Source organism: Flavobacterium album (assembly GCF_003096035.1).
Classification (GTDB): Bacteria; Bacteroidota; Bacteroidia; order Flavobacteriales; family Flavobacteriaceae; genus Flavobacterium; species Flavobacterium album.
The window spans coordinates 3628805-3651327 of the sequence record NZ_CP029186.1 but is presented as its reverse complement, the minus strand read 5'-3'; the positions used below and the strand labels follow the sequence as shown (position 1 = coordinate 3651327).

The window sequence follows — 22523 nt, the reverse complement described above, 5'->3', positions numbered from 1 at the left end:
ACCTTATGAAACCAATTTCTGCCTGGACCGCAACCTCTCAGGACAGACTGGAGGGCGGCAAGATTATTTTTGAGCGCAAACTAAATGATTACCGTTTAACAACGATCCTTGCGGATTACTGCATGTGGTTCGTCGCCGAATGGCCGAATGGGGGCCGCGTTGCCTTCAGGGCTGCCTATGCTGCGAATGATGTGCTAAATTTAGACAACATTACCGAAGATGATACCGAAGTTGAATTTTTGCTATCCGGAACAACCGGAAAAATTAGTGTTACGCTGTCTTTCCCGGACGATGAAAAAAACATATTCCGTTATATTACAACCCTTACACCGGCTTTTGACCTGCTGATGCCCTACTGGCCCCGCGATATAATGCCCATGTTCTCAAAAACAGGCAGGGTACAGAATACCAAAGGTACAGTGCATGCCGGCCAGGTGGGAAGCCGGTCGGGAAATTTATTTTTCAGCCTTGAAAATCCCGAAACCGGTTCAGTCTTTTATTTCCAGAACCTGACGGCGCTTAATAAATATTGTAATGAAACCGAAACATCGGCGGGCGACCTGGTGGGGGGCTCGTGGCCGGAAATTGGAATGAAACTCCCGGCGACCAGTGTTGACAAGCCTTTAAAGGAAGGTGAGGACTATATTATCTCGGATGCCTTTATCCTGCTTACGGACGAAATTCCGCAGGATAATTACCAAATGGCGCAACACTACCTGAATCACCTGGCCGACATTTATGTATATCTCCCAAGGCCTGATACTGAATACCATGACTGGCCGGATTTTTTGCATAAAGGGCTGAACGACCTGCAAAACCATAAAGGCTGCTGGCAGTTTGCCGATGGGCGCTCCTACCTGAATGCCTATGTAAGCGATTACAAGACACCGCCCGAAAGCATGGTGCAGTTAGCGGTATTGCTTCCATTAATGGATTTCGACCGATGGAGCGGCGAAGACCATTCCCCGGTGATTGAAACGCTAAAGAACGGGCTTGAGAACTTCTATGACAAGCAGTTGGGAACCCTGGTGCGATGGCTCCCTGCAAAGGAGAAGGACCTTGACTGGAGCGAAGAGCAAAAACAGCCTGAAGTGATGGATTCCTGGTACCTGCACCATCCGCTTCTAAACCTTTCGCGCATGGCACTCGATGGCGACGAAATCGCTAAGAAGCTATTGATGGATTCTGTGGATTACGTAATTAAAGTTGCCCAACACTTCAATTACGAGTGGCCGGTATTCTATAAGATGGCTACCCTTGAAGTACTTAAGCAGGAAACCGAAGAAGGTAAGGGGGGCGAAAAAGATGTTCCCGGCGCCTATGCGCACCTGATGATACAGGTGTGGCAGCTCACCGGCAGCAAAAAATATTTTGACGAAGCAGTTAAGGCGGCGAAGAAACTTGACGGCCTTGGCTTCGATGTATTTTACCAGGCCAATAATACTGCTTTTTCGGCAGGGGCATTGCTAAGGCTGTATAAAGAAACTAAAGACGAATTGTTCCTCAATCTCAGCTACGTATGCATTGCAGCAGTGATGAAGAACGTACAATTGTGGGAAGCAGATTATGGCAATGCAAAGCACTACCAGACCTTCTTTGCTATTTATCCGTTAAAAGATGCGCCTTATACCGCTGCCTACGAGGAACAGGAAGTATTTGCAGCCATCCATACCTACCTGAAGGAAGCAGATGGCGTTGAAGAAATCCTGCCTTCTGTACGGCTATTGCTCGCCGAATGCATAAAATATGTGATACACAGGGTTTCCTACTATTATCCTCCGCGACTGCCACGGGAAGTACTGGCTGAAAGGGAGGATGTTAAAACGGGCGAGATCGACCCAAACCTCTGGATAGCGCTCGAAGACCTGCAGGATGGCTGGAACCGGTCCGGTCAGGTAGGGCAGGAAGTATACGGCGCAGGGATTGCTTTTGGGATAGTGCCCCGCCAGTACCATAAAGTAGACAAAGGCGGGTTTATGATATTTAATGAATATCCTGCTACGCAATTTCATAAAAGTGGAGATGCCGTTACTTTTTCTACCCGTGGAGACAGCCGTTTTACCTATCGTATGGTAATTGCACCACTAGCCGATGGCCAAAAGGTACCTTCAGTTACAGTTTCGGTAAATCAAAACGGGAGGTATGAGGAAACAGGCCCTGTTGGCAGGGAAAATGATATTGTAGAATTCTGCATACCGGGCGATTCGAAAGTAAAAATAGAGTGGTAACTACGCTTCCAAAAGGCCCTGCGCTTTGCTCAGGGCTTTTTTCATGTCGATACCTTTCCCAAACGTGCCTTTAAAAAGGTCGCCCTCGCCCCGTGCCCGCGCAATAGCATTTTTTATGGTAAAATCTTTCATAGACAGTCCCGGTTTTACTTCTTCCCAATGCAATGGCATCGATACGGTTGCTCCCGGTTTTGGGCGAAGGGAATAAGGGCAGGATATCGTTGCATTCGGGCGGTTCTGCAAAAAGTCGAGGTACATCTTGCCTTCCCGGTTCTTTATCTGCCGCTCAATGCTGGTGAAGCTCGATAAACGTTTTTGCACGATGGAGACGACCACCCTTCCGAACAACTGTGATTCGTCATACGTGTATTTCGCGCCAAGCGGGATATAAATGTGTATTCCTGTTGACCCGGATGTTTTCGGGAAACCGGGGACACCTATTTCGTCCAGCACTTTTTTCACTTCAAGGGCTGCCTGTACCACCTGCTCAAAAGTTGTACTGTCCGCGGGATCCAGGTCGATAACACAATAATCGGGATGGTCAGGATGCTGCACCCTGCTGAACCAGGGATTCATTTCAATGCACCCCAGCGATGCCATCCACAGCAGTGTATACTCGTCGCTGCCTACCAGGAATTCCTTATCCTCGCCATCGCTGGTGGTATACGGAAATGTTTTTGCCCATTCGGGAGCTTTGCCTTTTACGTCTTTCTGGTAAAAGCTTTTCCCATGAATCCCGTTCGGGAAGCGGTATAATGTCAGCGGGCGGTCCTTCAGGTAGGGCAGGATAAACTCGGCAGCCTGGTAATAATAGTTCAGCATATCGCGTTTGGTATAGCCTTCTTCAGGCCAGTACACTTTGCTGAGGTTCGAAAATTTCAGGTTATGCCCATTAATGGCCTTTACCTGCGATTCTTCATTAGGGTTGAGCAGCGTACGCTTATCGGCTGCTTCGGGTGCTTTTACAAGGGCTGTATCGCCATTTTTTGTTGCAGATGTTACGTCTTCTGTTTCTACAGCCGTTTCCAGTACGACTTCAGAGGCTCTTTTGTCGGTACGCATTCCTTCAAATGATGGATGCCTGAAAACGCCGTCCGATGTCACTTCGGTAAAGCTCACTTCGCAAACGAGTTCTGGTTTCAGCCAGGTGGCAACGGCTTTCGGCGGATCGGGGCGGAACCGTGAAGGCTTGTTGATATCCGGTTCATAAGCAAACGGGCTTTTCTTGGTTATAAACGGGCGGAAAGCCTCCATCATTTCCTTCTGCATTTTCACAGTAAAGCCTGTGCCAACCTTACCAACATAGTCCAGCTTCCCGTTTTTATAAACACCCAGCAAAAGCGAGCTGAACAGCTTTGACGAACCTTCGTTGTTGGTAAACCCACCAATAACAACTTCCTGCCTTTGGTTCACCTTTATTTTGAGCCATTCTTTCGAGCGGCTGTCAGGTGTGTACAGGCTATCCGACTTTTTAGCCATAATTCCTTCCAGTCCCATTTTTTGCGCTGCTGCAAAAAAATCGAGGCCACCGCTGGTAAATACCTCGCTAAGGCGTATGCGGTCGTCATCCGCAGGCAATATATCTTTCAGGATAGCCTGCCTTTCCGATAGCGGAAGCCCTGTGATGTCCTTTCCATCATACCACAGCAGGTCGAAGGCATAATATACAAGGTCGCCATCCGCTTCACTGCGCCAGTTTTGTAACGCACCAAAATCGGCTTTCCCGTTTTTTTTGATGACAAGCAGCTCACCGTCCAGCACCGCATCAAAATCCCATTTTCCCATGGCTGCGGCGATAGGATAGTATTTTTCGGTAAACGATTTATTATTTCGCGACAATAGTTCTGCTTCCCCGCTTTTGATATAAGCCAGCGCCCTGTACCCGTCCCATTTTACCTCATAGCTCCATCCCGGTTCGTTAAACGGCTCCTTCACCAACGTAGCCAGCATGGGCTTTACATTGGTGGGCATTTTTGCAGGAGCGCCTTTTTCAGGGGATATCGTAGCTGACTTTCTCATTACGGGGATGTTACTTTACTCTTTATCTTCAAAATATTCGCGGGCCCTTTTTAGCCCTGTGGCTATCGCAATGCCTTCCTCCACACCCTCTTTTAAAAGGGCATTGGCTATTTCTACAGCCTTTTCGCGTAGCGGCACCGGCTGGTTTTTATAAGAGGGCGGGTAATCACCGTTGTACCATGGCATAGCCTGAAATTTTAGTGAATAGTATAAAGTTACTTTTTGTAAAGCAAATTTGCAGGAAGATTAACGCAGGATTAACTGCCTAATAATTCCTTTAGCTTCAATGCGTTAAAAGCAGCATAGCCCATTTCGTCATTGTCAAAATAAACGTAGGTATCTATCCCGGCATTAAGCCACTCCCGGCATTGTACGGCCCATTTATGCAGCGCGTCGTCTGTATAGCTTCCCTGGTATTTGCCGCCGGGGCCGTGCAGCCGCAGATAGGCAAAATCTGCTGTGACCATAACGGGTGACAGGTGCCCTGCCAGCTCATAAATGCAGAAGGCACAATTGTATTGTTCCAACAGGGTGTAAATTTCCTCCCGGTACCACGTAGCATTCCGGAATTCGAATACATACCGGAAATGATTAGGCAATATCTTCAGGAAGTTTTCGAGGCGTCCGGCATTGATTTCCCAGCCGGGTGGCAGCTGAAAGAGTATAGGCCCGAGATTTTCGCCGAGCAACGCTGTATTTTCCAGGAAGCGTGTCAGGCCTTCCAGGGTATCATTCAGCTTCTTCATATGGGTGATGAACCGGCTCGCCTTAACCACATAAATGAAGCTTTTATCTACTTTTTCCTTCCAGCTTGTAAATACTTCCTTTGGAGGAAGCCGGTAAAAAGTGTTGTTGATCTCAACGGTATCAAAATGCCGGCTGTAATAATCAAAATGTTCTTTCGCTTTAAGTTCGGCTGGATAAAAAGTGCCTTTCCAGTGCTTATAATGCCAGCCGGATGTCCCTATGTAAAGTTTTGCCGCCATGGTAAGGTTATCCTTGTGCAGTAAGCATTTTCGCAAATTGCTTTGCCATGGCTTCAGCATCCTGCGCATATTCTTTTTTGTAGTACTTCAGCAGCGCAGCACGGGTTGTTTTCTTCTGTTTGCTGTGTCCTTCCCATATCACACCCAAAGAGCTGTAGGCAGGGATAGTAACGCCAATGCAGCAGAAAAAGTTGGCAATGTTCCCGGTTATATGTTCCACCCCGTCCGAATCGCCGGTTATGATCACGCCGCCCAGCTTGCCATTCAGTGGAGAGGGCTTGCCTTCCTCGATAATGTCGTACACCTCGTCCATCCGCTCAATAACCCTTTGGAGTTCCGAAGAATGATTGTTCCACCATATAGGCGTGGCAAAGAGCAAAATATCAGCTGCCAGTATTTTATCGTAGATGGCCGGAAAGTCATCACCGGTGCCCACATTAATATACGATCCCGGCGAAATGTTATGTTCTGCCAGCCGGACCACCTCACATTCGATATTTTCTTTTGTCAGGTATTCCAATGCAAATTCTGTCAGCACCGCTGTGTTGGATAAGCCTTTTTCCTTCAGGGTAGCCAGTAAAATAATTGCTTTCATATATTACTGCTATTCCGATGAGGCATTCCCTTTGGTAATGATCTCCACACTGTCTTTTGGTACGCGTTTTTGCGGCAACGGGGTTTGGGCGCTGTCGGCCTCCATTTCCTCCCTGGTTTTATTGTAGGTCGGCGCATCGTTTCCGTTGTCAGACTCGTGAAGGTCTTCTGTATTATTGTTCTTGTTGTTATTGTCAAGGCACGATGTCATCGAAAAAAGGATCGCGCAGGATATAAATGTAAACAGTCGTAGCTTTTTCATAGTTTTGATCTTATAAGTTTATTGCTATAAAGAAATGTCCTTAAAGCTTATCATGGTGGCCTGACTATAGGCCGGGGTTTAATGTGATTATGCCCAAGGATCCAGAACCACTTTTACGCAGCCGTCCTCACGTTTTTTAAAGATGTCATAGGCGTGCGATATTTCGGTAAGCGGCAGCCTGTGGGTAATGATGTCATCAAGCTTCACGCGGCCTTCGTTTACGTATCCCAGCAGCTTGTCGATATGCTTGTGCGCAGGCGCCTGCCCGCCTTTCAGGATGATGCCTTTATCAAAGAACTGGCCTATAGGGAAGTTATCATAATTGACAGGGTAAACACCCAGCACCGAAACGATGCCGCCCCTTCGAACCGCGCTCATGCATGCCTCCATCACTTTCACCGAACCTTTTTCAAAATTAAGGGTTGCTTTTGCCCTGTCAAGGAAACTGCGGTCGGGTTCAAAACCTACTGCGTCAATGCATACATCAGCACCACGGCCTTCGGTCATTGCACGTATCTGTTCAACCACATCTTTCGCGCCGTCTTCCCACAATATGGTTTCGCATCCTGCGGTCTGCATTGCTTTATCAAGGCGGTATTGCAGGGTATCAACTATAACAACACGCTTCGCACCACGCAGCCATGCGCTTTTTGCAGCCATGATGCCTACCGGGCCGGAACCGAATATCGCTACGGTCTCGCCGCCCTTTACTTCGCCCCAGTCTACACCGGTATAGCCGGTAGGGAAAATGTCGGTAAGGAAAAGCACCTGTTCGTCGGTAAGGTTGTCAGGGACTACGCGTGGGCCGAAGTTGGCATACGGTACGCGTACATACTGTGCCTGACCGCCATCATAACCGCCATACAGGTCGGTATAGCCAAACAGTGCGCCGCCTTTCTCTGTTACAAGCCCGCCTTCGGGGCCGTAATTTTCCGGGTTGCTGTGCTCACAATGCCCCGGCAATTCGTGGTTGCAAAAGAAACACGACCCGCAGGCAATAGGGAAGGGGACAATAACGCGGTCGCCCGGCCTCAGGTGGGTAACGCCTTTGCCCACTTCTTCAATGATCCCCATAAACTCATGGCCAAGTACCATTGGCCTGGGCTGTGGGATACCACCGGAATAAATGTGCAGGTCGGACCCGCAAATGGCCGTTGAAGTTACTTTTAATATGATATCGTCCTGGTTTTCGAGTTTCGGGTCGTCAATATTGTCGCACGTTATCGTGCCCGGACCGTGAATCACTGCTGCTTTCATAGAGATGTTTTTTAATTAAATAAATACTTTCCTACGAAGCTACCCATTTACCTGTTCAAATGGTTATAAGATTTGTCCATGCATTTACATAGTTATGTTATAATAGCTTAATAATTAGCGATTTGTGTTAAAGTTTGTTAAGCTGTTCTTAAAAATTTGTTACACCATCAATTAGTTCGGAAATTTGTGTCTGACCCTAATAACGAGGCTTTTTACCTCGTCCGCAAGTGACTTCTTTTTGACGGATTCCAACCCGCAGCATTACCTGTAGGCGATAATTCAATTAAACCTATATCGTATAGAAATGCACATATTACAAATAGATGATGATGAAGATGAATTTATTTTTCTTCAGCTTGCGATTAAAGGCATGCAGGATATAAAATGCAGTTATGCCAATACTATTTGGAACGGCATAGAATTGCTGAAAACGGGATTACCCAATATTGTACTGCTGGATATCAATATGCCGGATGTAAATGGCCTTGAATGCCTAAGGCAAATCAAGCTTACAGAGAATATAGCAAAGATACCGGTTTTTGTGCTGTCATCGTCGGTAACTGAAAGGTGCAGGGCAGAGGCCCATAAATTGGGTGCAGCCGGATGCTATGTAAAGCCCGATTCTGTAACCTTGCTCAAAAAGACCATTTTCGGTATGCTTCAAAAGATGGCTGCCGGAGGCGAGACATAGTATTCCTGAGGAACTGTTTAAAGTTGTTTATAGTTCAATTAAGCAGGAAGGTATATATGAAATGCTGCGCCTACCGGCTGGCTTTCGGCAGTTATAAATCCGTTGTGGTACAACACTATCTTTTTGCAGATGGCAAGCCCGATTCCTGTGCCTTCAAATTTGTCCTTGCTGTGCAGGCGGTGAAACGGCTCAAAAATGCGTTCGGCCTGCTCCGGGAGGAAACCTATGCCGTTATCGCTCACGGTAATTTTGTATAGGTCGCCGGGATTTTCGGTGTCTGCGGCATTTCCGCCGGAAACCCTGCTGTAGGATATGCGTATCGCGGGAACCCTTTCGCTGCCGCAGTATTTCAACGAATTGCCTATAAGGTTCAGGAATAATTGCCGCATAAGCAGCGGAACGGCTTTTACTGTGGGGAGTGCAGCAATATCTATGTCAGCCCCGCATGTTTTTATTTTGCCTGACATATCATCGAGCGCTTCCTTTACAATCTCATCCAGGTTCGTATCCTGCATTTCGCTGGTGTCATCAGATGTAATATGCGAATAACGCAGCAGGTCTTCGGTAAGCCGCTGCATCCTTCGCGAAGAAACCATGATGCGCTCAAGATACAGCCTGGAGTCGCCCGACAGCCTGTTGCCCTCGTCGTCATTAATAAGCTTGCTGAAGGTGTGTATCTTGCGCAAAGGTTCCTGCAGGTCGTGGCTGGCCATATAGCTAAAGGAGGCAAGTTCCTTATTGTTCTCTTCCAGTTCGCTGTTGCTTTGCTTCAGCATAATGTTTGCCCTGGTAATGTCGGTAATATCTTCAATTGCCAGCAGGATAAGGTTCTCCTCAAGGTTCTCGTTGGTTATGGGACTTATGTTAAGCAGCATGGTCCTTTCGCCACTATCTGGCAATATGACGCGTACTTCCAGTCCTTCCACTTTTTTCCTTTCCAGCACAGAGGTGGAAAGCACGGTACGTAAGCCTTCTATATTCCAATGCTTAGGGCTAACCTCAAAGATCACTTTTCCATCAGCTTCATCCGAGGCGGCCTGGAAATATTTATAAAAGGCAGCATTCGCCCGCTTAATACGCAGTTCGCGGTCGAGCACGATAAGTGGTTCCCGGATCGTCTCTATGATACCGTCTGAATACAATCTTGCCACGGTAAGCTGCTCCTGCCTGTCCATAAGCTCGTCGTTTACCGTGATAAGCTCCTCGTTATTAGACTGCAGTTCTTCGGCAGCTGTTTCCAGTTCCATATTAAGGGTTTGCAGCTCTTCACTGTTGCTTAGCAATTCCTCATTGGCGCTTTGCAGCTCTTCGTTGGCGGCTTCCTGGTCTTCGGTTACGCGTCGGATATCTTCCCGCATCTGCTCTATTTCTGCCTCAAGCATCTTTATGCGTTCGGCATCCGATTTTTTCTGGGCGCTGCGCGATTGCCCTTCCGCCGCCATGATCTTATGGAAAAGTACCATATAATGCGTTTCGAGGTCATTATCCAGCGGGATGATCTCAAGGGTTACCAGGTACTCTTTGTCTTTAAGCGTAATATTTTCCTTTTTGATCGTGTCATTACCGGTCTTGGCTTTTAACAGCGCATTGCGAAGTTCGAAAGTAAGGCCTTCACGAAGCATTTTATAGATATTGAAATTGGGCTTTCCGGGTGGCGGCAGCAGGAACGGGCTGGTATCACCATGGAAATGTACAATTTCCTTATTCTCATTGATAATGACTCCCGGCGGGGTGTATTTGGAAAACAGCACCTCGTTGGCCTTTTTCAGGAAGTCGGGCTCTGTTCCGCCTTTTTTCTTCTGGTTTGTAAACGAAGCCGATACCAATGGCGCTTCGCCCCGTTCATAAGTGATTGGGGGGCGGTTGTCTTTGGTATCCTTCCTGGCAAAGATCTTCTGTCCCTTTACTATAGGGTCGAAAAGGTTGTTGGAATAGCCCACGCTTTCCGACTTACCAAGGAACAGCACACCGTGGCCCCTCAGCGCATAATGGAATGTATTAAGGGCTTTCTTTTGCAGGAACGGATCCAGGTAGATCAGTACATTCCTGCAGGAAATAATGTCCATTTTTGCAAACGGCGGATCTTTGACAAAATTATGCACTGCAAATACGCACATATCCCGTATTTCCTTATTGATATGGTATACACCGTTGCTTTTGGTGAAATAATTCTTCAGCCGTTGTTCGGGTACGTTCTGCACGTCATACCACGTGTAAAGCCCCGCACGTGCCTTTGCGATCACATTCTCAGAAATGTCAGACGCAAATAGTTGTACTTTTATTCCTGGCGCTTTATCGGCAAGGAATTCGTGTAGGCATATTGCCATCGAATAGGCTTCCTCACCGGTAGAGCAGCCTGCTATCCATACGCGGATACTGTCTTCCGGGTCTTTCCTGCTTAGAATATGCGGGAACGCCTCTTCACATAGCAGGTCGAATATTTTTGAATCACGGAAAAAGTAGCTTACCGGGATCAGGATATCATCGAACAAGGCATCCTGTTCTTTCTTGTCAGTCTTCAAAAAGCTAAGGTAGGCTTCCGGGTCTTCTTTTTTAGTGATAACCATCCGCCTTGCGATGCGTCTGCGTATAGTGGGCTGCTTGTAGTGCGAAAAATCATTGCCGGTACGCAGCCGCAGCAGCTTTATCACGCTCCTGAAAAATTCATCGTCAGATTTGCCGCTTTGGTCATTGTCGGCATAGGCCCTGTTGTTATCATAAGCAGTGTCTATTTCCTGCAGCTTGCCGGGTATCTCCTCAGGAGCAAGCACGAAGTCGGCTGCCCCGGTGCGTATCGCACTGAGCGGCATGCTGTCGAAAGCAGCGGTTTCGGGCTTTTGCACGAAGGTAACGCCGCCAAATTCTTTTATTGCCCTTAAACCTGTCGTGCCGTCAAACCCCGATCCCGAGAGGATTACGCCACGGGCAAAGCTTTTATGTACCTCGGCCAGCGAGCTAAGGAAAATATCAATAGCCATGTTGGGCACTTTTTTATTTTCACGGGGCTGCAGCCTTAGTTTTCCGTCGGTTACGGTAAGGATCTTGTTTTCGGGGATAATATAAATGCTGTCCGGCGCCAGGTGTATCTCGTCGGTAATCTCATAGACAGGCAGTGAGGTTTCCTTCGCTATTAATTCAGGCAAAAGGCTTTCATAGTCGGGCGCGAGGTGTTGCACAAGCACATAGGCCATCCCTGTTTCCTGCGGAATATTGCGCACAACGCGCCTGAACGCATCAAGGCCGCCGGCCGATGCACCTATCCCCACAATAGGGAATTCCGGATTTGCCGGCTGCTGTATTTTTTTTGATGGCATATAAACGGGAATAGGAAGAGCTATTGCTTATTAGGGTGCTTACAGATGTCCCAGTAATCGAATACGGTTTTCATCAGCATTTTTGTTTCGTCGTAATCGCCAAGTTTTTGAAAGAACCCCTGAATGGTCATTTTTGTGTAGGCATCGTCAACATCGCGCTGGCTGGCCGACGTAGAATAAAACACAAATGGAATGCTTTTTCTCCTGAGTCGCGGATTGGCATCAATCTTTTGCTTGAACTCCAGTCCGCTTTCCGCAGGCAGTTGAATATCCGAAAAGATAAGGAAAATGTAGCGGCTCGTAGTTTTAAGAAACTCAAAAGCTTCTGACGTACTGCTGAACCACAAAACTTCACGTTCCATATTTATTTCTTTAAACACCTGGCTTAAGAATATCCTGTCATCCATATCGTCCTCAACTATAACGACAGCCCCTGATTGCGACATAAAAATATCATTTAATTAATAAACAAATATACGGGAACTTCTGCAGGAAGTGTAGTTGAAGATGCAATAAATTGGCGAATTGGTAAATTGTGTAAGTGTATCGTAAAACTGTGTAAGGCATAATGCAGATTAATAAAGAACTTTGTAAGTATAAAAGCCGGGCTATTTACAGTTACTCATAGCTTCCTATATTGTTTGGTCTTACAAATATGCACTATTGTAAATAGTCCAACTCATGCTTTTTTTCCAACATACCTCACCTTTACAGGATGGGGTATTTTTTGTGGTAAATGCTAAATTACTCTTAATTGTGAAGTTAGCCTCTGTAATTTTACCGTACTTTTATCGAAAACCACACCAACCATGAACTTATACCTGAAATATAACCTTGAAAAAACCTGCCGCGTAGTATTGCAGGAACAGCTCGAGCAGCTTGGCCTGGATTATACCATTGCCGGGTCGGGCAACATAGTCCTTGGGCATAATACCGAAAGGGAAGTATACAACATGCTTATCGACCGTCTGAATTATTACGGGATTGAGATTGTTGACGATAAGAAAGGCATGATGGTACAAAGGACGAAAGATGCCATTATTGAAATGCTGAATTCAAAAGACCTGCCTGTACACAAGATATCAAGTTATCTTTCTGAAAAAGTAGGGGCAAACTACCGGTCGATATCGCAGGCTTTTTCGGAGGTTTGCTGCATATCCCTCGAGAGCTTTATCATAATCCACAAAATTGAGCGCGCAAAAAAGCTGCTTACCAATGAGAATATGTCGCTTACAGAGATTGCTTATGCGCTCCATTACAGCAGCGTTGCCCACCTTTCAAACCAGTTTAAGAAGATAACGGGCCTTACACCGACTGCTTTCCACAAAGTGATCATGCACAAAAGGAATTATCTTTCAAGCCTAAATTAAATATTATGTATCCTGATAAATTACACCTAGTTTTAGCAGAAGACGACCAGGATGACCGCCTTTTCTTTAAAAACGTCTTCGATAAGTTGCGCCTTAGCCATACCCTTGACGTATGTGAAGACGGGATCGCACTAATGAATTACCTGAATACTGCCGAAAAGATCCCCGACATTATATTCCTCGACCTTGCTATGCCCGGCAAATCGGGTATAGAATGCCTTAAGGAGATCAAGAGGAACCCGAGGCTGAGGGAAATAACGATTGCTATTTACACATCGTTCAATATACCCACATTAGCCGAAGAAGCTTTCATTCTTGGGGCGAATGTATTTATAAAGAAGCCGGATGACCATGAGGAGCTCCGCAAGATACTCTCGGAAACGATTTATATCAACTGGCAATATATAACCGACGGGCTGGACAAGGAAAATTTTATAATGCATTACCGGTCATAAAATAACTAAAAGCTGCTGACAAGCAGCTTTTTTTGGCTAATGATGTAATCGGCGTGCAAAAATGTGTAAGGCTTCATTCTTGTTTATTGGGTTATTTTATATAAAAAATTACAATGGACGCTAAAAACTGCCTTATAAAAATCCCCGGATCCAGGGATATTGCACTTCCGCAGAATGGCATTGCACTTCTTACAGCTTTAGACAGCGCGCTGGACGAAAATACCTTTCTTGTGCTGGATAATGCAGATGTAGGGACAATAAGCCCTGCAGGCGAGTTTTCAACTTATATCCTTTTTGAGATCGACGGTAGCGATACGCGAGATATCACAGAAAAGATAAGAGAGATCATATCCTATGGCTGCTCACCTGAAATTATTGAAGCCTCACAAAATTATCAGGTTGTAGCGATAGATTATTGCATGTACAGCTTTAAATAATTGCTTATAGATATTTAACTACTAAACTATAAAATATGAAAGATAAAAACGTCATCAGCCGCCGGTCGGCAATTACAGGTATGGGGGCTATTATTGCTACGGCAGCAATGCCATCGGCTATCGCCGGCGAATTAAGAAACGATTTGTACGCAGGGCCGGACCCACAGGAGGATCCTACCACAAAATACCCCCGTCCGCCTTTCAAAAACCAGCGGCAACCCTGGCCGGGACTGGCCTCAAAAATGGAACCGCAGCCCGACCATGGCGAGAAAAGCTATAAGGGATCCGGCAGGCTTAAGGGGCGCAAAGCATTGATTACAGGCGGCGATTCCGGCATGGGCAGGGCTGCGGCGATAGCCTATGCCCGCGAAGGAGCCGATGTTGCCATTAATTACTATCCGACCGAGGAAGAAGATGCCCGGGAAGTGATCAGGCTTATAAAGGCCGAAGGCAGGAAAGCGATAGCTATACCCGGAGACCTTCGGGATGAAGCATTTTGCACGAAACTGGTCGAGGAGGCCGTAAAAGGGCTGGGAGGGCTTGATATAGTTGTGAATAATGCAGCCAGGCAGCAAACACAGAAATCGATACTTGATATAACTACCGAAGATTTTGACGCTACAATGAAAACCAATATATATGCGCCCTTTTGGATCATTAAGGCAGCTTTGCCCCATTTAAAACCCGGCGCATCCATCATTGGGACAAGTTCGGAGCAGGCCTATGATCCCAGCGGTGACCTGTATGACTACGCGCAGACCAAGGCGGCGACTACCAATTACATTAAGTCGCTGGCTAAGCAGTTGGGGCCAAAAGGCATAAGGGTAAATGGCGTGGCTCCGGGGCCGATATGGACACCGCTACAGGTAAGCGGCGGCGCTACCCCCGAAAAACTCCAGTCTTTTGGCGGGCAGACACCTCTGGGCAGGCCAGGGCAGCCAGTCGAGCTGGCCTCAATATACGTACAGCTGGCCGCCAATGATGCCAGCTATTCCAACGGGCAGATCTATGGCGCAAGCGGTGGATCAGGAAATCCGTAAAGGCTTTTCTCCGCGTAATTTTATGTAAACCGTTTGAAATCATGAAACAATATTGTAGGATCATGTAATATTCCCGGTCATTAAATAGGGAACTTTGGAATAATATTAAACTACAATATCATGAAAAAATTAAATGTAAAATCATTCCTGGCTGTTGCCATTTTTGCGGCCTTCAGCCTGGTATCCTGTAAAGATAAAACAAGCGGTTCGGAAAGCGGTGCCGACGCAGGGAACAGTTATGACGAGACACAAGCCCCTACCGGAGAACCCGGGGCAGCACAGGGGGTTGGTGCAGATGGCGGAACAGGATTACCTTATGACAGCACTTCTACCGGAACGCAAAGGGCTAACGGAGACACCAACAACCCGCAAAGCGGAACGTCCAACGGCCAGGGCAATACCACTTCAGGTTCTTCAGGAAGCCAGAATTCCGGAAATCAGAATTCCGGACAAACCCCCGGAGTTCAGACAGCAGGAGGCCAGACATCAGGAGGCCAGACATCAAAACCCTGATCCTATAGATCCCGTTCACTTTCATGTTTTCATGGTTAGGGGAATACGGACGGGATAGTATAATATCAGGCATAGCCGGGGCACTCCATGTCCCCGGCTTTTTTTATGACTAAAAGATTCCTTTTTTCCAAACTCGATTGTCATGAGTGTGTAAACATGACGCAGGGATACGCTTCGGCAGCTTCGTTTAAAGTTAACTAAAACCATGGTGGCTGGTGTACAGCGGTTCCCGATAAAAAGCACTATCTGTTAAAGTCTTACGATGCAATATCAGGGTGAAATAGTGTAATGTGATGCCCTGTTTCATTGTGTACATTTGATAAAGAAACTACAGAAATCCATTAAAAAATTATCATATGAAAAAAGCAGCTTTAACACTGATGGCTGTGCTGGCATTCGGGATCGCCTCTGCACAGACCGATACTACAAGCAATAATCGCACGCGCACCCAGACGGACCGAAACAGTACCCGGACCAACAGCAAGAGCACTACTCAGGACAGTTCTGCAACCGGAAAAAAACGCTCTAAGGTGAATAAGAAAAAAGATACTGATACCCGTACGCAAGGCACCGGTATGGACAAGGACAGGAACCGCAATACTACGGGCAGCGGCACAGGGAACAGCACTACAACGCCCCGGAGCAATCCTTAGATAAGCTAAACGAAAGTTTAGTTTACGATTGAAATATCGGCATATCCAAAGTGTTTCGCAAAGATACGGAATGCTTCGGATATGCTATGTTAATTTCATTAACAACTGTTTAATGTCCAACGGGTTAAAAACCATGTCATAAACTATAAAAAAGCCGGTATGGAAATCAAAAATATTGCGGTATTTAGCGAAGGTGACCTGGCAACCAGGATTGCTTTTCGTGCAGCTTTTTACGGTATGCGCGTGAAGGTAGGTGCCATGGCTGGTGAGCCCGTTGATATTGTCAGGGAAAGATTGCGGCGGGCAGGCGTACAATACATGCAGGACTATGGCGCGCGCGAGTTTGATATTGATAAGGCATCCGGTAACATATCGTGTACCGGATTAATGGGTGAGGCCCTGGAAAATGCCGGGCTTGCAATTGTTGCTATTTCTGAAGAATTGCCAACAAACAGCAGCTTTTACACACAATTAGAAAATGCGGCGCCTGTTAAAACCATATTTGCAACTGCTTCCTTTTCGGACAGTGGCGATCTTGCGGGGGATAGCGCCGGGCCTAGCCGGTTTTTAGCCATGCGGTTTAAGGATAGTAAATCAGAGCGGGATGATGAGGTAGAGATCACAATTTTTCCGCAAACCGACCGGGATGCCTTTTACAGCTTTGTTTCATTTGCAGAAGAAATCGGCCTGAAGGTACTACCGATAAATGTAGCAGAATAGAAGTCAATAATTGGTTATTAGTGTTTTGTAATGAATAAGCCGGCAATTGCCGGCTTATTTATCTTGGTATATATTCGTTATCTTATGCAGACTGTACGAACCTGTCATGTCGCGATTCGTCCTCTATTCGTGCTTTAATGATCTTTACAACAGTTTTTATATCTTCGGTAAGCGCCGTTATGAAATCGCCTTCCTCGGCAATGTCCATCGCATGTTTCAGTGCATCTGATTCATTTGAAATGATATCATAAGTGATAGCGCTGTTAGATTCTTTAAGGCCTTCGGCAATGAGCCTTTCGAGCTTATCGGCCGTGCTGCCGCGCAGGTCGCTTTCCTGCCGGATGATTACATGGTCAAACATCTCGCCTGCAATCATGGCACATTCCCGGATGTCTTCATCACGCCTGTCGCCAACACCTGAAATAATGCCTATCTTCCGGCGGGCGGGCGTATTTTTAATGTGGTTTTTTATCGCATTGTAACCGTGTGGGTTATGTGCATAATCTACCAGTACTTTAAAGCTCCGCAGCTCAAAAAGGTTCATTCGTCCCGGAGTAAGTTCGAAACCAGGGACAAATGTCTGTAGTGCATCGGCTATTTGTGTAACGGTAAAGCCGTACAAATACGTTGCCAGTGATGCCGCAAGGGTATTGGCAACCATAAACGGCAATTCGCCATTTTGGGTAAGGGGCACATTGCTGAGGGAGGCGATCCGTATGGCTTCTCCCTGCTTTATTACCGTAATAAAGCCATTGTCGGGATAAGCAACTACCCGGCCTTCTTCTATCATTTCCTTTACGATTGGGTTTTCCGCATCCAGTGCGAACCAGGCAACATTACAATCCAAGTCCCTTGCTATTTTCCTGCAGTATCGGTCTTCGGCATTCAGTATGGCCCATCCGTCCCTTTTTACAGTTTGCGGCACGACTGCCTTAACCCTTGCGAGGTCGTCCAGGGTATGGATGTCGTTAAGGCCCAGGTGGTCTTCGTTTATGTTGGTCACAATAGCAATGTCGCATTCATCGTAGCAAAGCCCCGACCGCAGTATTCCGCCTCGTGCGGTTTCGAGCACTGCAAATTCAACACCGGGATCCTGCAATACGAATTTACCGCTGACAGGCCCCGTGGTATCGCCTTCCATCACCAGCTTCTTATTAATATAAATGCCATCAGTAGTGGTAAATCCCGTTTTCAGCCCGCAGCTCTGCGTAATATGGGCGGTAAGCCTCGTTGTGGTGGTTTTGCCGTTAGTGCCTGTAATGCCGATTATCGGTATGCGCTTTGGCCGGCCGTCAGGAAATAGCATGTCTATAACCGGGGCAGCTACATTGCGCGGTTCTCCAACAGATGGCGCCAGGTGCATGCGGAAGCCCGGGGCTGCATTCACTTCTATTATAGCGCCATTTGTTTCGGCAATTGGCAGTGAAAGGTCTTTTGCCATCACATCGATGCCGCAGATATCCAGCCCGATGATAGCAGCTACGCGCTCGGCAAGTATAATGTTTTCTTCGCACACATTATTGGTCACATCTTCCGAAGACCCTCCGGTACTTAGGTTGGCTGTCGATTTCAGGTACACTATCGTTCCCGGTGCAGGAATAGCGTCAAGCGTGTAGCCCTGCTTTATCAGCATCATGTGGGTATCGTCATTGATATAGATCTTTGTCATTACATTCTCATGCCCCACGCCGCGGCGGCTGTCCGAATTAGCTTCATTGATAAGGGTATTGATCGTATCAAAGCCGTTGCCCTCAACGTGTGCAGGCATCCTCTTGGCCGCAGCTATAAATTTACCGTCTACAACCAGCATACGGAAGTCGTGGCCCTCAATGTATTTTTCCACAATAACCCTGCGGCTGTACTCTTTAGCGATATCAAAAGCCGTATAAGCATCTTCCATATTGGTTATATTTATGGTCGCGCCTTTTCCCTGGTTACCGTCCAAAGGCTTAATCACAACAGGAAAGCCAACGTCTGCAACCGTTTCTTCCAGATATTCCCTCTCACGGCAAACACTGCCTGCCGGTACAGGCAGGGCTGCGGCAGCAAGCAGTTCTTTAGTGCGGGCTTTGTTGCCTGCCAGGTCTACCGCCAGTATGCTCGTATTGCAGGTCATCGTGGCCTGGAACCGTTTCTGGTGTGCTCCGTAACCCAGTTGTATAAGCGAATCGTTGCCGAGCCTCATCCACGGGATATTTCTTTTTACCGCTTCGGCTACAATGTTGCCAGTGCTTGGTCCCAGGCAGTTATCGGCGCATATCTCACGAAGCGCTTCAATATCAGTTTCAAGGTTGTAAGGGTTTCCGGCTATCAGCGCCTCTGCGAGCCTTACAGCAGCTTTTGCAGCATATAGCCCCGCTTCTTCATGCTCATATGAGAATACTACATTGTACACGCCATTTTCGCGTGTAGATCGTGTCCTGCCATATCCGGTTTGCATGCCGGCGAGGTTTTGCAGCTCCAGTGCAATGTGCTCGATCACATGGCCCATCCAGGTGCCAAGCTCTACCCTGTAAAAGAACCCGCCCCTGTGCCCTTCGGAACATTCGTGCTCAATTAAGGATGGCAGCAGTTGCTGTAGCCTTTCCCTGAAGCCATCGATGCGGTTGGTAGGATAATCTTCCATTTCTTCAAGGTCAAGCCGCATCTGGATCAGTTTTTTGCGGTATCCGCTCCACACGTTAGGGCCGCGGAGTACCTGTGTCTTTATGATTTTCATCGTTTTTAATGGAATTGTGTAGTAATTTGTTGTATGAAACAAAGTAACTGAGGAAAACATACGGTACAAAAGACTTTGGCAAAACTTTATTATAGTATTTAGACAATTGTTAATAAATGGATGGTAATTTTAAGATATCAGAAACATTAAACTAAAAAAAATGGGAAAAGGTAAACTCATTATCATTGGAGGTGCAGAAAACAAAGGTGATGACAGCAAAAAAAATTACACTTTCGATAGTGATGCCAATGTAGAGATCTATAATGAGAATGGCATTTTAAAACGTATTGTGGACGAGTCGGCAAAAAAAGAAAAATCGCGAATAGAAATCCTGTCGACGGCATCTACCGAAAAGTCGATCGGGAAAGATTATGTCCAGGCCTTTGGCCGGCTGGGCGTTACAAATACCGGCGTGATAGATATTAACGAAAGGGAGGAGGCGCGTGATGCAGGCTTGCTGAAGCGGCTGAAGGAGGCAGATGTAGTAATGGTGACCGGAGGCGACCAGATGCGCCTCACATCGCTGCTGGGAGGTACGCCGTTCCTGGAACTCCTTTTGGAGAAATATAATACCGACAGCAATTTTATTTATGCAGGGAGCTCTGCGGGGGCTGCTGCGGCCTCAAATAATATGGTATTCCAGGGAACCAGCGAAGATGCATTATACAAAGGCAAAGTAAGGATCACCAGCGGTCTCGCACTGATAAGTGATGTTATAATCGATACGCATTTTGTAAAGCGGGGCAGGATAGGCCGGCTGTTCCAGGCAGTGGTTGCCAATCCGAGGTTACTGGGAATAGGCCTTGAGGAAAATACAGCGCTCCTTATTAGCGGAAATGTAATGGAAGCCATAGGGCCGGGAATGACCATATTGGTCGACGGCCGTGGCATAGCCGACTCTAATTTTAATAATATCGACGATGGCGAGGCGATCTCCATAGAAAACATTACGGTACATGTAATGAGCAAATATGACAGGTACGACCTGAAAAAGCACAAGCTAAAGATAGATCACCAGAATAACGGGTAAAAAAAATAGCAGCGGTATAGTTTCCCGCTGCTATTTTTTATTGGTAACCGCTATGCCGTAATTACTGAATTACGGCAGCAGTTGTTTCTTCTTTCAGGCTTAACGCCTTGTATGTGAGTAATGAAAACAGGGAAAAAATAATATGTGCATACATCAACTGCCTGTAATATCCCTTGCGGTCATTGTGCGGCGGGTTGCTGTGCTGCGAGAACAGGAGTTTCCACACCAGGATACCTGCCGCCCCGCTGATGATCCCGGTAACCAAAACCCTTCCGGGTGTGGGATTCAGCAATACTTTTTTCCAGAATAGCCAGTACGCAGCCACAAACACTACCCCGGTACCATAATGGAGCCCCCATCCTGCAGGATGAGAGTCCTCGTTCCGTGCCGATGGCAGGTTGGGCGACTTGTCGATAAGCTTATTCAGCATCACCGGCTCAACATACTCCTCGTTTTCCTTTTTTGCTTTAAAATAGCTGTAGAGCGTCATAAAGGTGGTGCCGACGATACCTGCTATGACAATTTTTTCGATTGCTTTCATAGGCTGATTATTTTTAATAATGGTTTCCTGCTATTGTGTCCGCAAGGGAATATAGAATGACTCTTTAAAGCCCAGGTGCTTTTCAGACATTAATTTTCTTAATACGAGTACCTCATCGCATTTCCACACTGCAGTAAAATTTAAGTTCTGGAGGAAGGGTTGCAGCTTTTCAAAGGTAGCATAAGGCAATTTCTTTGCCAGGCTGATGTGCGGCGTTGATGCCTTCGATTTAAGCTTTTCTGCCAATGCAACGATACGTTCAGGATTAGCGATCTTCAGGTACACTGTTACGCTATGGCCGTGGTCGAACGTTCCCCATCCAGCTATCGTCACATTGAAAGCAGCATCGGTACTTATAAGGGTTTTCACGGTTTCCGCAAGGCCTGCATCATCGGTTAGCCGGTCAAAAAGGGTAATATGCGCCTTTGAATGAAGGTTGCGTTCGCCAATATCCACGATACTGTTCATCTCCTGCTTTATAGCGGCAATAGCATCTATAACCCCAGGCGGTGGCGAGAGCACTACAAGGTAGGCATAAAGCGGCCCAAACAGCGCTGCCTGGTTATAGATCCTTTTACTGCCCATACATCAGCTTATATCTTATTTTCAATATTCTTGACAATAAGTTCTGCGGCCCGGTCAATTGTCTGGAGGATGATTGACTCCGGGTCACCCTTAAATACCGTCCGGTCATCAATTGTCCCTAATGGGGTTATGATGCTGAGGAACATTGTTCCCACAGGTTTTTCAGGTGTTTCGCTGCCACCGGTCGTTGTAAGGCCCGTTACAGCCACTGTAACCTTCGAATTAAATAGCCTTGCCGACTGGCGGGCAAGCGAAGCCGTTACTTCTGCGGACTCCGGCGTATGATCCTCGATCAGCTTGTGGGGCACTTTTAATATCTGCTCCTTCACAAAAACTTCATAGCAGGAAATCCCGCCCCTCAATATCTTACCGGATTCTCCCGTCAATGCAAATTCCGAGCACATGCGCCCGGCAGTGGCACTTTCCGTGAAAGCAATGTTCCAGCCTTTGGCAGCGATTGCCGCGCTGCAGCGGTTTACAATTTTAGATGGCATAATTTAAGTATTCAGCTTTTTTCAAATTTAACGTGTCATTCTGTGCGATGCTTACACGAAATTTCAAATATCTTACATGATTGTCCTCACCTGGTAATTCAACATAACTGTTACAGGTGCTTTACATTATTCTCCAGGAGTTCCACTGCCCTTATATTGCCTTGCTGTGCGGCAAGGTCTATGGCAGTCATCCCCCGCATATCTTTCATGTCTTTATTTGCCCCGGCTTCAAGCAGTAAGTCTACGATATCATTACGCCCGAACATAGCAGCAAACATCAGTGCCGTTCCGCCATTGCCATTTTGCTGGTCATGGCTTGCCCCGTGCCTCAGCAATAGCTGTGCAATGTAACCATAGCCTTTAAAAGCACAGCCCATCAGCGCCGTATTGCCGCTGTTATCGGCTGCATTAATATCGGCTCCTGCGCCAAGCAAAGCCTCTACAGCTTCCGGATGGTTGTTATAGGCAGCAAGTATCAGCGGCGTAAAGCCTTTTTCATCATATACATTTACATTGTCTTTTATAGCAAAGATCTCGTTAAGCACAGGGACGTTTCCCTGGCGTGAGGCGGCGAACAATGCCTGTGTTATTTCATCCATCGTTATTAGTGTTTTG

23 protein-coding genes are annotated in these 22523 nt (G+C 46.8%); 10 read left to right on the top strand and 13 right to left on the bottom strand.

Annotated elements, in window-relative coordinates:
• Nucleotides 1-5: 5 nt before the first annotated feature.
• The gene (locus HYN59_RS16425; RefSeq protein ID WP_108779319.1) at nucleotides 6-2228 is read left to right on the top strand and encodes a hypothetical protein; all 2223 of its coding nucleotides are present in this window, start codon (nucleotides 6-8) and stop codon (nucleotides 2226-2228) included.
• Here the strand turns inward: HYN59_RS16425 and ligD are convergent, their stop codons facing one another.
• From ligD to HYN59_RS16400, 6 genes are all read right to left on the bottom strand, one after another.
• Nucleotides 2229-4247: a DNA ligase D gene (gene ligD, locus HYN59_RS16420; RefSeq protein WP_108779318.1), complete on the bottom strand. Its 2019-nt coding sequence runs from the start codon at nucleotides 4245-4247 to the stop codon at nucleotides 2229-2231.
• Between the two features lie 15 nt (nucleotides 4248-4262).
• The gene (locus HYN59_RS18120) at nucleotides 4263-4433 is read right to left on the bottom strand and encodes a DUF2188 domain-containing protein (protein ID WP_181369469.1); all 171 of its coding nucleotides are present in this window, start codon (nucleotides 4431-4433) and stop codon (nucleotides 4263-4265) included.
• Between the two features lie 71 nt (nucleotides 4434-4504).
• A complete protein-coding gene (locus tag HYN59_RS16415) occupies nucleotides 4505-5233 on the bottom strand; it encodes a DUF72 domain-containing protein (RefSeq protein ID WP_108779317.1) in 729 nt (242 codons plus the stop codon).
• Between the two features lie 7 nt (nucleotides 5234-5240).
• Nucleotides 5241-5828, bottom strand: a complete 588-nt coding sequence (locus tag HYN59_RS16410) for a flavodoxin family protein (RefSeq protein ID WP_108779316.1) — start codon at nucleotides 5826-5828, stop codon at nucleotides 5241-5243.
• 9 nt (nucleotides 5829-5837) lie between these two features.
• Nucleotides 5838-6089, bottom strand: a complete 252-nt coding sequence (locus HYN59_RS16405) for a hypothetical protein (RefSeq protein ID WP_108779315.1) — start codon at nucleotides 6087-6089, stop codon at nucleotides 5838-5840.
• Between the two features lie 87 nt (nucleotides 6090-6176).
• On the bottom strand, nucleotides 6177-7346 hold the full coding sequence (locus HYN59_RS16400) for a zinc-dependent alcohol dehydrogenase (protein ID WP_108779314.1): 1170 nt from the start codon (nucleotides 7344-7346) through the stop codon (nucleotides 6177-6179).
• A 304-nt stretch (nucleotides 7347-7650) separates the two neighbouring features.
• Here HYN59_RS16400 and HYN59_RS16395 point away from each other — a divergent pair, with 304 nt between their 5' ends.
• Nucleotides 7651-8037 (top strand): response regulator, encoded by a 387-nt coding sequence (locus HYN59_RS16395; protein ID WP_108779313.1) that lies wholly within the window; start codon nucleotides 7651-7653, stop codon nucleotides 8035-8037.
• A 38-nt stretch (nucleotides 8038-8075) separates the two neighbouring features.
• On the opposite strand, the gene HYN59_RS16390 is transcribed toward HYN59_RS16395, so the two are convergent.
• Nucleotides 8076-11351, bottom strand: a complete 3276-nt coding sequence (locus tag HYN59_RS16390) for a CheR family methyltransferase (RefSeq protein WP_108779312.1) — start codon at nucleotides 11349-11351, stop codon at nucleotides 8076-8078.
• A gap of 20 nt (nucleotides 11352-11371) precedes the next feature.
• Nucleotides 11372-11797, bottom strand: coding sequence for a response regulator (locus HYN59_RS16385; protein ID WP_108779311.1), 426 nt, complete (start codon nucleotides 11795-11797; stop codon nucleotides 11372-11374).
• A gap of 363 nt (nucleotides 11798-12160) precedes the next feature.
• On the opposite strand from HYN59_RS16385, the gene HYN59_RS16380 reads away from it, so the two are divergent.
• The 7 genes from HYN59_RS16380 to HYN59_RS16350 all read left to right on the top strand — a co-directional run bounded on the left by HYN59_RS16380 (nucleotide 12161) and on the right by HYN59_RS16350 (nucleotide 16539).
• Nucleotides 12161-12721, top strand: a complete 561-nt coding sequence (locus HYN59_RS16380) for a helix-turn-helix domain-containing protein (protein ID WP_108779310.1) — start codon at nucleotides 12161-12163, stop codon at nucleotides 12719-12721.
• A 5-nt stretch (nucleotides 12722-12726) separates the two neighbouring features.
• On the top strand, nucleotides 12727-13176 hold the full coding sequence (locus tag HYN59_RS16375; protein WP_108779309.1) for a response regulator: 450 nt from the start codon (nucleotides 12727-12729) through the stop codon (nucleotides 13174-13176).
• A 113-nt stretch (nucleotides 13177-13289) separates the two neighbouring features.
• Nucleotides 13290-13613 carry a hypothetical protein gene (locus HYN59_RS16370; protein ID WP_108779308.1) on the top strand — a complete coding sequence of 108 codons (324 nt, stop codon included), beginning with the start codon at nucleotides 13290-13292 and terminating at the stop codon, nucleotides 13611-13613.
• 35 nt (nucleotides 13614-13648) lie between these two features.
• A complete protein-coding gene (locus tag HYN59_RS16365; protein WP_108779307.1) occupies nucleotides 13649-14653 on the top strand; it encodes an SDR family oxidoreductase in 1005 nt (334 codons plus the stop codon).
• Nucleotides 14654-14773: 120 nt separating this feature from the next.
• Nucleotides 14774-15166 carry a hypothetical protein gene (locus HYN59_RS16360; RefSeq protein ID WP_108779306.1) on the top strand — a complete coding sequence of 131 codons (393 nt, stop codon included), beginning with the start codon at nucleotides 14774-14776 and terminating at the stop codon, nucleotides 15164-15166.
• A 356-nt stretch (nucleotides 15167-15522) separates the two neighbouring features.
• Entirely contained in the window at nucleotides 15523-15819 is a 297-nt protein-coding gene (locus HYN59_RS16355; protein ID WP_108779305.1) for a hypothetical protein, read from the top strand.
• A 159-nt stretch (nucleotides 15820-15978) separates the two neighbouring features.
• Nucleotides 15979-16539: a 3-hydroxyacyl-CoA dehydrogenase NAD-binding domain-containing protein gene (locus tag HYN59_RS16350; protein WP_108779304.1), complete on the top strand. Its 561-nt coding sequence runs from the start codon at nucleotides 15979-15981 to the stop codon at nucleotides 16537-16539.
• A gap of 82 nt (nucleotides 16540-16621) precedes the next feature.
• Here the strand turns inward: HYN59_RS16350 and cphA are convergent, their stop codons facing one another.
• Nucleotides 16622-19258, bottom strand: a complete 2637-nt coding sequence (cphA, locus tag HYN59_RS16345) for a cyanophycin synthetase (RefSeq protein ID WP_108779303.1) — start codon at nucleotides 19256-19258, stop codon at nucleotides 16622-16624.
• A 160-nt stretch (nucleotides 19259-19418) separates the two neighbouring features.
• Here cphA and HYN59_RS16340 point away from each other — a divergent pair, with 160 nt between their 5' ends.
• On the top strand, nucleotides 19419-20288 hold the full coding sequence (locus tag HYN59_RS16340) for a cyanophycinase (RefSeq protein WP_108779302.1): 870 nt from the start codon (nucleotides 19419-19421) through the stop codon (nucleotides 20286-20288).
• Between the two features lie 61 nt (nucleotides 20289-20349).
• Here HYN59_RS16340 and HYN59_RS16335 read toward each other — a convergent pair whose 3' ends face one another.
• The 4 genes from HYN59_RS16335 to HYN59_RS16320 all read right to left on the bottom strand — a co-directional run bounded on the left by HYN59_RS16335 (nucleotide 20350) and on the right by HYN59_RS16320 (nucleotide 22507).
• Nucleotides 20350-20829: a hypothetical protein gene (locus tag HYN59_RS16335; RefSeq protein WP_108779301.1), complete on the bottom strand. Its 480-nt coding sequence runs from the start codon at nucleotides 20827-20829 to the stop codon at nucleotides 20350-20352.
• A gap of 30 nt (nucleotides 20830-20859) precedes the next feature.
• Nucleotides 20860-21414: a 2'-5' RNA ligase family protein gene (locus HYN59_RS16330; RefSeq protein WP_108779300.1), complete on the bottom strand. Its 555-nt coding sequence runs from the start codon at nucleotides 21412-21414 to the stop codon at nucleotides 20860-20862.
• A gap of 8 nt (nucleotides 21415-21422) precedes the next feature.
• Nucleotides 21423-21908, bottom strand: a complete 486-nt coding sequence (locus HYN59_RS16325) for a CinA family protein (RefSeq protein WP_108779299.1) — start codon at nucleotides 21906-21908, stop codon at nucleotides 21423-21425.
• A 110-nt stretch (nucleotides 21909-22018) separates the two neighbouring features.
• Complete coding sequence (locus HYN59_RS16320; protein ID WP_108779298.1) at nucleotides 22019-22507, bottom strand: ankyrin repeat domain-containing protein; 489 nt, start codon at nucleotides 22505-22507, stop codon at nucleotides 22019-22021.
• Nucleotides 22508-22523: the final 16 nt, after the last annotated feature.

What these genes read in the sequence shown, in the direction of transcription:
- HYN59_RS16350 (WP_108779304.1), top strand. Translation starts at nt 15,979, where the DNA reads ATGGAAATCAAAAATATTGCGGTATTTAGCGAAGGTGACCTGGCAACC.
- HYN59_RS16365 (WP_108779307.1), top strand. Translation starts at nt 13,649, where the DNA reads ATGAAAGATAAAAACGTCATCAGCCGCCGGTCGGCAATTACAGGTATG.
- HYN59_RS16370 (WP_108779308.1), top strand. Translation starts at nt 13,290, where the DNA reads ATGGACGCTAAAAACTGCCTTATAAAAATCCCCGGATCCAGGGATATT.
- HYN59_RS16410 (WP_108779316.1), bottom strand. Translation starts at nt 5,828, where the DNA reads ATGAAAGCAATTATTTTACTGGCTACCCTGAAGGAAAAAGGCTTATCC.
- HYN59_RS16405 (WP_108779315.1), bottom strand. Translation starts at nt 6,089, where the DNA reads ATGAAAAAGCTACGACTGTTTACATTTATATCCTGCGCGATCCTTTTT.
- HYN59_RS16355 (WP_108779305.1), top strand. Translation starts at nt 15,523, where the DNA reads ATGAAAAAAGCAGCTTTAACACTGATGGCTGTGCTGGCATTCGGGATC.
- HYN59_RS16385 (WP_108779311.1), bottom strand. Translation starts at nt 11,797, where the DNA reads ATGTCGCAATCAGGGGCTGTCGTTATAGTTGAGGACGATATGGATGAC.
- HYN59_RS16340 (WP_108779302.1), top strand. Translation starts at nt 19,419, where the DNA reads ATGGGAAAAGGTAAACTCATTATCATTGGAGGTGCAGAAAACAAAGGT.
- HYN59_RS16325 (WP_108779299.1), bottom strand. Translation starts at nt 21,908, where the DNA reads ATGCCATCTAAAATTGTAAACCGCTGCAGCGCGGCAATCGCTGCCAAA.
- HYN59_RS16425 (WP_108779319.1), top strand. Translation starts at nt 6, where the DNA reads ATGAAACCAATTTCTGCCTGGACCGCAACCTCTCAGGACAGACTGGAG.
- HYN59_RS16390 (WP_108779312.1), bottom strand. Translation starts at nt 11,351, where the DNA reads ATGCCATCAAAAAAAATACAGCAGCCGGCAAATCCGGAATTCCCTATT.
- HYN59_RS18120 (WP_181369469.1), bottom strand. Translation starts at nt 4,433, where the DNA reads ATGCCATGGTACAACGGTGATTACCCGCCCTCTTATAAAAACCAGCCG.
- HYN59_RS16320 (WP_108779298.1), bottom strand. Translation starts at nt 22,507, where the DNA reads ATGGATGAAATAACACAGGCATTGTTCGCCGCCTCACGCCAGGGAAAC.
- ligD (WP_108779318.1), bottom strand. Translation starts at nt 4,247, where the DNA reads ATGAGAAAGTCAGCTACGATATCCCCTGAAAAAGGCGCTCCTGCAAAA.
- HYN59_RS16360 (WP_108779306.1), top strand. Translation starts at nt 14,774, where the DNA reads ATGAAAAAATTAAATGTAAAATCATTCCTGGCTGTTGCCATTTTTGCG.
- HYN59_RS16400 (WP_108779314.1), bottom strand. Translation starts at nt 7,346, where the DNA reads ATGAAAGCAGCAGTGATTCACGGTCCGGGCACGATAACGTGCGACAAT.
- HYN59_RS16380 (WP_108779310.1), top strand. Translation starts at nt 12,161, where the DNA reads ATGAACTTATACCTGAAATATAACCTTGAAAAAACCTGCCGCGTAGTA.
- HYN59_RS16395 (WP_108779313.1), top strand. Translation starts at nt 7,651, where the DNA reads ATGCACATATTACAAATAGATGATGATGAAGATGAATTTATTTTTCTT.
- HYN59_RS16330 (WP_108779300.1), bottom strand. Translation starts at nt 21,414, where the DNA reads ATGGGCAGTAAAAGGATCTATAACCAGGCAGCGCTGTTTGGGCCGCTT.
- HYN59_RS16415 (WP_108779317.1), bottom strand. Translation starts at nt 5,233, where the DNA reads ATGGCGGCAAAACTTTACATAGGGACATCCGGCTGGCATTATAAGCAC.
- HYN59_RS16375 (WP_108779309.1), top strand. Translation starts at nt 12,727, where the DNA reads ATGTATCCTGATAAATTACACCTAGTTTTAGCAGAAGACGACCAGGAT.
- HYN59_RS16335 (WP_108779301.1), bottom strand. Translation starts at nt 20,829, where the DNA reads ATGAAAGCAATCGAAAAAATTGTCATAGCAGGTATCGTCGGCACCACC.
- cphA (WP_108779303.1), bottom strand. Translation starts at nt 19,258, where the DNA reads ATGAAAATCATAAAGACACAGGTACTCCGCGGCCCTAACGTGTGGAGC.